General features: G+C 62.6%; 10 protein-coding genes. 5 read left to right on the top strand and 5 right to left on the bottom strand.

Features of this window, described 5'->3' with window-relative positions; translation table 11 throughout:
* Positions 1-63: 63 nt before the first annotated feature.
* From ACFUTU_RS20605 to ACFUTU_RS20595, 3 genes are all read right to left on the bottom strand, one after another.
* Complete coding sequence (locus ACFUTU_RS20605) at positions 64-1530, bottom strand: APC family permease (protein WP_377967712.1); 1467 nt, start codon at positions 1528-1530, stop codon at positions 64-66.
* Positions 1531-2078: 548 nt separating this feature from the next.
* Entirely contained in the window at positions 2079-2801 is a 723-nt protein-coding gene (locus tag ACFUTU_RS20600) for a cache domain-containing protein (RefSeq protein ID WP_377967710.1), read from the bottom strand.
* Entirely contained in the window at positions 2785-3558 is a 774-nt protein-coding gene (locus ACFUTU_RS20595; protein ID WP_377967708.1) for a FadR/GntR family transcriptional regulator, read from the bottom strand. The genes ACFUTU_RS20600 and ACFUTU_RS20595 overlap by 17 nt, the downstream gene beginning before the upstream one ends.
* 257 nt (positions 3559-3815) lie before the next feature.
* On the opposite strand from ACFUTU_RS20595, the gene hxlB reads away from it, so the two are divergent.
* The 5 genes from hxlB to ACFUTU_RS20570 all read left to right on the top strand — a co-directional run bounded on the left by hxlB (position 3816) and on the right by ACFUTU_RS20570 (position 8057).
* Positions 3816-4415 (top strand): 6-phospho-3-hexuloisomerase, encoded by a 600-nt coding sequence (gene hxlB / locus ACFUTU_RS20590; RefSeq protein ID WP_377967706.1) that lies wholly within the window; start codon positions 3816-3818, stop codon positions 4413-4415.
* An 85-nt stretch (positions 4416-4500) separates the two neighbouring features.
* Positions 4501-5124 carry a 3-hexulose-6-phosphate synthase gene (hxlA, locus tag ACFUTU_RS20585; RefSeq protein ID WP_377965971.1) on the top strand — a complete coding sequence of 208 codons (624 nt, stop codon included), beginning with the start codon at positions 4501-4503 and terminating at the stop codon, positions 5122-5124.
* Positions 5125-5274: 150 nt separating this feature from the next.
* Positions 5275-5484, top strand: coding sequence for a hypothetical protein (locus tag ACFUTU_RS20580; RefSeq protein WP_377967704.1), 210 nt, complete (start codon positions 5275-5277; stop codon positions 5482-5484).
* A 45-nt stretch (positions 5485-5529) separates the two neighbouring features.
* Complete coding sequence (zwf, locus tag ACFUTU_RS20575) at positions 5530-7086, top strand: glucose-6-phosphate dehydrogenase (RefSeq protein ID WP_377967702.1); 1557 nt, start codon at positions 5530-5532, stop codon at positions 7084-7086.
* Entirely contained in the window at positions 7083-8057 is a 975-nt protein-coding gene (locus ACFUTU_RS20570; RefSeq protein WP_377967700.1) for a glucose-6-phosphate dehydrogenase assembly protein OpcA, read from the top strand. The genes zwf and ACFUTU_RS20570 overlap by 4 nt, the downstream gene beginning before the upstream one ends.
* A gap of 57 nt (positions 8058-8114) precedes the next feature.
* Here the strand turns inward: ACFUTU_RS20570 and ACFUTU_RS20565 are convergent, their stop codons facing one another.
* Positions 8115-8858, bottom strand: a complete 744-nt coding sequence (locus tag ACFUTU_RS20565; protein ID WP_377967698.1) for an IclR family transcriptional regulator — start codon at positions 8856-8858, stop codon at positions 8115-8117.
* Positions 8855-10327: an APC family permease gene (locus tag ACFUTU_RS20560; protein ID WP_377967696.1), complete on the bottom strand. Its 1473-nt coding sequence runs from the start codon at positions 10325-10327 to the stop codon at positions 8855-8857. The genes ACFUTU_RS20565 and ACFUTU_RS20560 overlap by 4 nt, the downstream gene beginning before the upstream one ends.
* Positions 10328-10890: the final 563 nt, after the last annotated feature.

The following is a 10890-nucleotide window of genomic DNA, read 5'->3' as shown; positions in this document are numbered from 1 at the left end:
AGGCAAGACCGCCTGAAGCGGTCTTGCCTTCCTGTCTGTGTCAGCTGCAGCGATTACGCAGCGCTAAACCCTTTCCACATTTTCGACGTCGACATGTGAGGAGCGGTCAGCTCTCTCCTTAAAACGGCGTGATTCACGCTGGGAGTAGAACCAGATGGGGATGTAGAGCGCCAGTACGATGAAGCCCACCCAGGTGGGGGTCCATCCGATCTCGAGGCTGTTGAGGTAGACCACGCCGATCAGGCACAGGGGCAGATTGAACAGGCCGAAGAGCATGGCGACGTTCTTCCAGCCCCTGGGGGCCTTGAAGGGGCGATCCAGCTGAGCGAACGCCGGGTGCTTCCTGGCCCTGACATAGGCGAAGAGGCTGATGCCATTGGCGCAGGTGTAGCCGATCGCAGAGGCAGCCACAATGGCGGCCGGATTCCCCATGAAAATGAGGACCAGGTTGAAGGCTCCGATTACCAGCATGGCAACAAACGGGGTGCCGTGGCGGTTTGTTTTACCGAGGGACCGGGGGAGGTTGCCTTCCACGGCCATGGAGTGCATGGCCCGGGACGAGCCCAGGTACGCCGTTTGGATGATCAGGATCATGGCCGCGATCAGCATGATGATGGTGATCATCGAGCCGGCCTGGCCAAAGACTGCCTGCGCCACCGGGATCAGGGGGGACACGGGCTGGTCCAATACACCGTCCACGCCCAGCACGCCGATCACTGCCGCTTGCACGAGCACGAACGAGAAGAAGCAGATGACGCCGCAGGCAAACAGTGCCTTGGAGACGTCCTTGGCCGGGTTCTTGTATTCGGGCCCGTAGATGGCCGCCGTTTCCCAGGCGCAGGCGCTCCACTGTGCGATTGCGAAGATGCCCAGGAGAATCAGGATGTGGTGCATGTCCCAGGCCCAGTCGGCCGGAACCCAGCTGCCGGTGATGTTGGCCAGCTCAACGTGTCCGGTGGCGAAAGGTGCAACGGTCAGGACGACGAGCGGGATCAGGGAAAAGGCGGCCAGGATGTACCCCAGCGTCGCGCCGTCCTTGAGCCCGAACCAGTTGACTACGAACAGGCCGCCGAAGATCACCAGTCCGGTCATGAGGGCGAGCTGGTTTTCCGTAAATATTTCGCCCAGCACGGGGAAGAGTCCGTGCAGGTAGCTTCCCACCAGGATGGAAAAGATCGCCAGTACCGGGGTCCAGGCGAACCAGTAGCTCCAGGCGCTGAAGCCGCCGATCAGCTTGCTCTTGTCGTACTTGCCCTGGTAGTTCTCGGTACGAAAAATATGCTGGGCGAAACCCGGCAGGCCGGAGGCCTTGGGGAAGGTTGTGGCCATCTCGGCATACGCGGCGTTCTGGAAGAAACCCTGCACGACCGACAATCCCCAGATGAGGATTGCCGCAGCAGACAGGTACATTGGAAGGTAGCCCAAAGAGGGCAGAATCAGCAGGGGCACACCCAATGCGATGGCCAAGCCCTGCTTCCAGTCGATCGACCTTTCCAGGTCATTGACTCCGTCGGAACGATTTTCACTCATAACAATCTCCCTTGGACAACTGAGCGTTGTCGGATTTGTGTAGGCCCTGCGTGAGGTCGCGGGCCGGATGAGGAAGCCTTTCCCCGAATACGACACCTTTGTCCCGGTTCCGCTGCTAGTTCAGGCCAGGCTCATCAATGAACCTGCCTGGAAGCGAAGCCGCTATCGGTGGTCCCCTCTCCAACCCCGGCGGGTCGGCCATGAGCGCCGGATTCTTCGAGCTGAAGGCTTCCGAGCCGGTTTGCAAGTACGCACGTCGGCTCTCCTGTGAAACAGATCACTTCGAAGATTACTCCTTAAAGCTGCAATGCAATAGCTTTAATTAGCGGGAGGTTGGTGATGCCGGCTCGATGCCAAGGATTTGCTCGCAGCCGGGGCGCCTACTCCGACGACGGGCAGGGCAAGTGAGGATTGTGGCCGTGGACGCGGGCCGGCCGCCCTCTTCAGGCGCAGCGGACAAAGATGCAGCCGGACAGGTTTTGGGGCACTCCACAGGCCCATTACCCGGAGTTGCCGCTTACAGACCGGCAGCGCCAGGGTTGCCGGCGCTACGAGGTGCGGCGCGTTGTGGTGTAGATCAGGGAGAGCCCGAGGTGCGGAACATCCAGGGGCAAACGGTGTTGGTCCGGGGAACCCGATTTGATCCGCTCGCCAACCAGATACATCCCCGAGTTCCCAAGAATGACGCGGTTGCTGGCGTTGATTAGGGCGGCATCACCGGGGATGACGCGGAGGTGGGGCATGATGAGGGGCTCCAGGTCCTTGATGCGGATGTCGCATCCGGCAACACCCATGAAGGTTCCATGGATAGAAAATGGGGCAGTGAACGTCAGGATGTATTCCTCGAAGCCCAGATAGTCGATGTAGGGGCCCCAGAGCGTCTGTTCGCCAGTGGATTCGGCGGTCGAGAAGAACGGCAGCTTCTCGTAGTCGTAGTAGCGGTTGCTGCCGGGGGTCTGGTCGAAATCCAGTCTTCCCACCGCGCCGGATTCCTTCCGTGACCACCATTCCAGGGCGCGGCCGCCCTCCTCCACGGATTCATGGGCGAAGAATATGCCGGCGCCGACAGCGAAAGCGTTCTTCGCCAGGAAGTCCCGTGAAAGCTTATCCAGCCCGGTCAAGGCAGCCTTATCAACCTTGGACCTGCCCACCAGGTTTCGCTCGAGCAGCGAGGCAACGCTTCTGGAGAGTTCCTCAATCTCGGCGGTGACCCCTGTGGTCCACGAAGTGAGGGCGTCGGCGGCATGTGCGACTTCAGTGTCGGGCTTCATCAGGTTCCTGGATTGATTGGCTGTAACCGAGGGTCAGTTTCGTGTCAATGAGGTGGAAAATATTTCGCCTGATGTGCTCAAGCGCCAGTTTCTGGGCCTTGTCGGGTTGGTCCTGCGCCACTGCCCGGACCAACTCCAAGTGTTCAGCGGTTGCCGTTTCGGGGTCAAGTGGTACGCCGAGGGGAGCCCACAGCTGTTGAACTGACTCTTCCTGAAGCCGGATCTCGGCATTGGCCAGCCTCGGCGACTGTGCCGATACTGCCAACTCGATGTGGAAGCGGCTGTCTGCAGATGCCCGGACTTCAGGTGTTCTGGCCAGGACCAACGCCCGGGCAAGCTCCTGGAGGCGCTCAAAGTCATGTGGTTCCGCGCGTTCGCACGCGAGGCGAATGGTGGTGGCGGCAATGGCCGAGTGTTCATCTCCGATATCGCGTATTTCAGAGATCGACGTCGAAAGAAACCAGTCGCGGATGGCGTCGGTTTGCGTCTGAGGTTGCCGAACGACGAAGGATCCGCCGCTCCGGCCCCTGCGGGTCTCCACGATTCCCCGCTCGCGCAGTTCGCCCAAGGCTTCCCTCAGGGTTGCGCCGCCCACCCCGAACATGTCTGAGAGGGCCGCTTCCGGGGGTAAACGTTCACCCACCTTGATCAGTCCAAGGGCGATGGCCGTGGAGATCCTGTCGACGATCGCATCGGCCCGCTCGATTTCGGGCAGGGACCTGTAGATCTGCGACTCGAAAGGGGTCGGCGAGGCCAAAAGTCTGCGCTCCGAAGATGGGCTACGGGTTGGGCTAATACTACAGTCCGGCAGTACTTAAAGAGCTTTGATCTCCTGTGGAGCCTTTCGCGTCCGCTGCTTCCGGGTCCCTTCCAACCACCCACCAATCCTTAAGGGTAGTAAGAACCGTCAGAAAACAGTGTTACCCCCACCCTTGTGCTTCGGAATCATGGATATCAACCAGAAAGCATCCACTCGGCTGCTACAGGCCGATGGCCGAATCGAAGGGAAAAATCGTGAATCCGACAGCAACCGCGACGACTGCGGTCTACAGCACCACGGAAGACATTGTGCGCAACCTGTCCCTCGTCAGGGACGAGATCGCGGCTACGGCGGCCAAAATCGACGAGCAGCAGGTAGTTACCCTGGCACGCCACATCAACCTGACGGGCCGCATCTTCGTCGCCGGAGCGGGCCGCAGCGGCCTCGTCCTGCGCATGGCCGCCATGCGTCTGATGCACCTCGGCCTGAACGTCCACGTCGCCGGCGACACCACCACGCCGGCCATCGCCTCCGGTGACCTCCTCCTGGTGGCCTCCGGATCGGGAACCACTTCAGGCGTGGTCAAGGCAGCAGAAACGGCAGCCAAGGCCGGAGCGCGGATCGCCGCCTTCACCACCAACCCGGACTCCCCGCTGGCCGGCCTGGCCGACGCCGTGGTGATCATCCCCGCCGCCCAGAAGACCGACCACGGCACCAGCGTTTCGCGCCAGTACGCCGGGTCCCTCTTCGAGCAGGTGCTCTTCGTGGCCACCGAGGCCATCTTCCAGTCGCTCTGGGACAACGACGCCCAGCCGGCTGAGGAGCTGTGGCTGCGCCACGCCAACCTCGAGTAAGAGCAAACGCCAGAAGCGCGCATTTCTGCACCCCACGTTTTACACACCCAATTGCAGTACCCAACAGAAAGAAAGAAACAACACCATGAAGCTCCAAGTTGCCATTGACCTCCTGACCACCGAAGCTGCCCTCGAACTGGCCGGCAAGGTTGCCGAGCACGTTGACATCATCGAACTGGGCACCCCGCTGATCAAGGCCGAAGGCCTCTCCGTCATCACCGCCGTGAAGAACGCCCACCCGGAAAAGATCGTCTTCGCCGACCTGAAGACCATGGACGCCGGCGAGCTCGAAGCCGACATCGCCTTCAAGGCCGGCGCCGACCTGGTCACCGTTCTCGGCTCCGCCGACGACTCCACCATCGCCGGTGCGGTCAAGGCTGCCAAGGCCCACAACAAGGGTGTCGTCGTTGACCTGATCGGCATCGAGGACAAGGTCACCCGCGCCAAGGAAGTCCGTGCCCTCGGTGCCAAGTTCGTCGAGATGCACGCCGGCCTGGACGAGCAGGCCAAGCCCGGCTTCGACCTGAACGGTCTGCTCAAGGCCGGTGCCGAAGCCCGCGTTCCGTTCTCCGTGGCAGGCGGCGTGAAGCTCGCCACCATCGGTGACGTGCAGAAGGCCGGCGCCGATGTCGCCGTCGCCGGTGGCGCCATCTACGGTGCCGAGGACCCGGCACAGGCTGCGAAGGAACTCCGCGCCGCCATCGTCTAGTCATCCGGTTTACGGTGGCGTTCCGTGCAGCTGAAACACACGGAACGCCATCGCCGGCTTGCGGCCCCCTGCGACGTCAGGGGGCCGCAGTCGCAAGGATAAGGGGTCGGAATTGGGGGGACCCCAATCCCTGGAAGGAAGCTGTTCATCATGCTTAGTTATGCCACCGACGATTTGGAAGTCCTCGTGAGTGAACCGAGCCGACTTTACGAATTGCTGGACAACGCCGAGGCCGTGCTCCGGCAGAAGCCCCAACGCTTCGCGGGCATCCTGGTCACACGCCACGCACCGGACCGCTACACTCTCGCGCTCAGCGACACCGTGCCCTTCGGGGAAACCCGCGAGCTGATTCTTTCGTGAACGTTGCCCGGCAACGCCCTGCCTGTTGAAAGTTAGAAGGCAACAATGTCTGTTACTTACCTTGACTCGAGCGTGAGGTCCGGGCAGAACCCGCTGCGGGACCCCCGCGACCGCCGGCTGTCCCGCGTGGCGGGTCCGTCATCCCTGGTGCTCTTTGGCATCACCGGAGACCTGGCGCGCAAGAAGCTCTTGCCCGCCGTGTATGACCTCGCGAATCGGGGACTCCTGCCGCCGAGCTTTGCGCTGGTGGGCTTTGGCCGGCGGGGTTGGAATAACGAGGACTTCGCCGCTGAGGTGAAGGATGCGGTGAAGTCCTACGCACGTACCCCGTTTGATGAAACGGTGTGGGAACAGCTTTCCGAGGGCATCCGTTTTGTTCAGGGCGCGTTCGACGACGACGCGGCCTTTGAGCGGCTTTCCGCCACTCTGGCTGAACTGGACGAGCAGCGGGGCACGCAAGGGAACCACGCGTTCTACCTGTCGATCCCGCCGAAGGCCTTCGAGCTCGTTTGCCGGCAGCTCTCGAAGCACGGCTTGGCGCAGGCCCAGGGCGAGAAGTGGCGGCGCGTGGTGATCGAGAAGCCGTTTGGCCACGACCTGCAGACGGCCCGGCAACTGAATGACATTGTGGAGTCCGTGTTTCCCGCCGATTCGGTGTTCCGGATTGATCACTACCTGGGCAAGGAGACCGTCCAGAACATCCTGGCGCTGCGCTTCGTCAACCAGCTGTTCGAGCCGCTGTGGAACGCAAAGTACGTGGATCATGTACAGATCACCATGGCCGAGGACATTGGCACCGGCGGCCGGGCAGGCTATTACGACGGCGTCGGCGCGGCCCGCGACGTGATCCAGAACCACTTGCTGCAGCTGCTGGCGCTGACCGCGATGGAGGAGCCGATCTCCTTTAACGCCGATGACCTGCGCGCGGAAAAGGAAAAGGTCCTGGCCGCCGTACAGCTTCCCGATGACCTCTCCACGCATTCCGCGCGCGGGCAGTTCGCCGGCGGCTGGCAGGGCGGGGAACAGGTCCTGGGCTACCTGGAGGAAGAAGGCATCCCGGCCGATTCGACCACCGAAACCTACGCCGCGATCCGGGTGGACATCAACACCAGGCGCTGGTCCGGCGTGCCGTTCTACCTGCGCGCCGGCAAGCGGCTGGGGCGGCGCGTTACCGAAATCGCTGTCGTGTTCAAACGCGCGCCAAACCTGCTCTTCCAGGACCACGGGGATGACGACTTCGGGCAGAACGCCGTGGTGATCCGGGTCCAGCCCGACGAAGGCGCCACCATCCGGTTCGGCTCCAAGGTCCCCGGCACCCAAATGGAGGTCCGGGATGTGACCATGGACTTCGGCTACGGCCATTCGTTCACCGAGTCCAGCCCTGAAGCCTACGAGCGTCTGATCCTGGACGTGCTGCTGGGTGAGCCGCCGCTGTTTCCACGTCACCAAGAGGTGGAATTGTCCTGGAAAATCCTGGACCCGTTCGAAGAGTACTGGGCGAGCCTGGGCGAACAGCCCGAGCCCTACGCGCCCGGCAGCTGGGGCCCCGCTTCGGCTGATGAGCTGCTAGCCCGTGACGGGCGCACCTGGAGAAGGCCATGATTGTAGATCTTCCAAGCACCACCACCTCCAAGGTTTCCAAAAGGATCCAGTCCCTGCGCGAGCAGGGCGGCGTCATCGCGCTCGGCCGCGTCCTGACCCTCGTGGTCATCACAAAGTCGGGACTGGAAGAAGAAGCCATCGAGGCCGCCAATGAGGCCAGCCGCGAACATCCGTGCAGGATCATCGTTCTGGCCGCAGGCTCAGCGCAGGACCCCACGCGTTTGGATGCCCAGATCAGGGTAGGAGGGGATGCCGGCGCGTCCGAGGTCATCGTGCTGCGCGGTTATGGCGAACTCGCAGGGGAAAGTGAGTCCCTTGTAGCGGCCCTGCTGCTTCCTGATGCCCCCATTGTGGCGTGGTGGCCGCATGGTGCACCGGACAATGCCAGCGAAACCTCGATCGGACGCATCGCCCACCGCCGGATCACGGATTCGGCGAACGGGACGGACCCGCAGCGGGCCCTGGAAAACATTCGGGACACCTACAAGGCCGGCGACACCGACCTGGCGTGGACCCGCCTGACCAACTGGCGGATCCAGCTCGCAGCCGTCCTGGACCAGCCGGACTCCTCGCCTGTCACGTCCGTCGCCGTCGAGGGTGCCACGGATTCGCCCAGTACGTTCCTGCTGGCCGCTTGGCTGCAACGTGCCCTGAACGCCCATGTCACGATCGTCGCCCACCCTGCGGGAACCGGGATCCGGGGCGTCCGGCTGTCCCGGGCCTCCGGTGACATCCGGCTTATCCGGCCCGGATCCGCCGTGGCCGAACTGACCCAGCCCGGGCAGCCCCCACAGCGGATTTCGCTGCCGCGCCGCAGCCTCCAGGACTGCCTGGTCGAGGAACTGCGCCGTCTTGACCCAGACGAGGTGTTCGGTGAAACGGTGCGTAGCCTTGGCAGCCCCAAGGTGCATCAGGAAACCGTCTACGAGCCGGGCAGCCTCGAACTAGCGGCCTTCGGGGTGCCGGCATAAGGAAGCATCCAGTAAAGGCGCGCGAGGGCTTCCTGGCGCGCCTTTACTGCCTGTGAGTCAGAACAGGAGAGGCGCCAGCCGCGTGGTCACTTCCCGGGCGGCTTCGGCATGTTCGTAGATGGTGGCGAACCTTTCGGAGGGACCGGAGAGGCACAGGGCTGCGCCGGCAGGCCCGTCGGGCAGTCCCACGGGAAGTGCCAGGCTTGCGGATCCCTGCTCCAGTTCGTTGATTTCCGCAGCCTCCCCTTTGAGCCTTATCTCCGCGAGCTGCGCCTCCAACTGGCCGCTGTCCGTTATGGTGTGCTGCGTCAGCCTTGTCAGCGGCCCTCTCTGCAGGAGGGCGTCCGAGTCGGCCAGTTCAGCGAGCATGAGTTTTCCGGCTGCGGAAGCGTGCGGGTAGCGAAGCATTTCATAGGCTGAGTGCAGCGGATAATCCCTGTCTTCATCGGCGATTCTGAGGGATGCGTTGCGGAACATGATGAGGTGCACCGCGAAACGGTTTCCGCGGCGGAACTCCTCTATCGCGGCGCGGGCGGCAGTGGGAACCGTTGGCGGGTTCGCAGCCGTAATCAGGCCCGCGATGGCGTGTCCGAGCGCGAAGCCGCGGAGGTCCGAGGTGCGGGCCAGATATTCGTCCGCGACAAGTGAATTGAGGACCCGGTATGCGGTCGCCTGGGGCATCTGCAGGGCATCGGTGATTTCCTTTGCCGTCGTCCCGGTACCGTACTGCGCCACGATTTCCAGGATTTTGAGGGGGTTTGATGCCGTGCTCGGCTTGGAGCTGGGCCGGTAGTAGTTCATTGGGTGGGCCTGCCCTGAAACAGGTCCAGTTCCCGGGTCTCGTCGTAGATGCCAACGGAGGCCAGGCGTTTGGGAAACCGTACGTGAAGGAAGGTGGCGTAAACAACGCTGGCTAGGAGGACGGCAGCGTAGATGACGGTCTGCAGGCTGCCGGTACGGATCGACGCCGCTGCAGCCGTCCAGAACACCGCCCCGAGGACCAGCGTGGTTGCTGCTCCCAGTATCCAGTTGGCGTAGGTACTCTCCCCGATACGGCGCAGGAAAAAGGGCATCGAAGCGCTGGCAAGCACATAGGAGCCCAGGTACCCGTAGGCGCCCAGCGTCAGGAGATTCACGAGTCCCCGTTCCGGGCTGGCACTTGAGACGATGACTGCCACGGGAACGAGGGCAATCACCGGCATGATGACCATGATGGCCATCGAAGGGGTTCGAAAGACGGGATGGGTCCTGCCGGCAATTCTCGGCGCAACGCCTTCCCGTCCCATGCAGAAAAATATCCGGGCAAGGGCGTTGGTGGAGGCGATCGCACAGGCGAACCACGACGCCGCGATCCCCAGGTCAAGGACTGCAGCGGAGACCGGGGAGGCGTGGGAAAAAAGGTCAGACAGGGGAGTGGGGCTGGCCGTGATGTTCAGCGGTGCCTCCTTGAGGGCCGCGTCCTGGGCGGTCACGGCAAGAAGGCAAAGGACACCCATGAGGATCGGGGTCCACGTGATGGCCCGGGGGACTGTGATGAAGGGTTTGCTCGCCTCCCCTCCGAGCGTCGTGGGGCTTTCGAAACCGACAAAGGCGCTGACAGCCACCACGATGCCGATCGGCAACGCGTCGAAGTTGCCGTTCCAGGTGAACACGCTCCCGAGACTGATCTTCGACGGATTGAAGGCGAAGTAGACGATCATCAGGACGGCGAGGACTCCGATGGAGATCGATTCCATCAACACGGTGAACCATGCCGATATCCGGATTCCCCTGACCATGAGGAGGCAGGCGGCGGCTGCGGCGGCAAGAATGACCAGGACCGTGAACATCTTGGAGCGTGCGATCGGGACCCCGAGGTTGCTGAACAGCTGGGCGACGTACACGCCAACGAGCAGCAGTGCCGCCATGGCCACGAGGCCGTAACCGAAGATGGCCGACCACCCGGCGGTGATCGCCGTCCGCTGGCCAAGTCCCTTGGCGGTGTAACTGTAGAGGCCGCTGACCGCTGCCATGCGTTGGGCCATGGGTCTTAGGCAGAAGGCGACCAGAACCATGACGGCCATGGCCACGCCGAACGTCACCACAAGGTTCGGTCCATTGGATCCAAAGACAAGACCCGGGAACACGAGAGCCGGAATGACGGACATGGCTCCGGCCGGCGCCACACCGGCAACCGCCTGTGCGAAGACCGGCAAGAAGGAAAGATTCCGGCGGCGCAGACCCTCCACCGGCGACCGGGGAGTGATGAAGCGATCACCGCGTGCAGACACTGGGTACCAACTCTCCCTTCGGATGGGCGTGCTCGCCTCGCTCCGAAGGGGCGCAAGTCATCGAGCCACGGTGCAGAACATTAGCATTTCCGCGCTGGCAACGATAGCCACCGGTACGTTTCCAAATGTTTCCAACATGTTAACTCGAGTGGGAATTTCCGACGCCGAATTTCTCAAGTAAATCTTTTTGAAAGCCTCGCCTAAAAGAATTCGCTCACGTAGCTTTGCTTCTTGTAAGGCATGCAAGTGACCGGAATCACACCGGCTGGCTCGGTGCAGAGCTCGGCTGGCCCCCACGGGAACACCACCCATCGGGCCGGGACACGACATCCAGGCCGGGCGCGTGTGGGCCAACATCCACTGCCTACCCCCCGGCTTCTTCACGGCCCGTTTCCAAAGCACTTCTGCTTCCAGTCCACAGGGCCCCACCCTGAGCGTTAAGGAGAATCATGAGTATCGATACCCAGATTGAGACCGTTGTAGAGACGCATCCTTTGGATCCGTTGTCGCGTGCGGAGATTTCGCGTGCGGTTGCGGTGTTGAAGGAGGGGCCGGCTGCGGCG

Source organism: Arthrobacter sp. NPDC057388 (assembly GCF_042668165.1).
Classification (GTDB): domain Bacteria; phylum Actinomycetota; class Actinomycetes; order Actinomycetales; family Micrococcaceae; genus Arthrobacter.
This window is presented reverse-complemented; position numbering and strand designations above follow the sequence as displayed.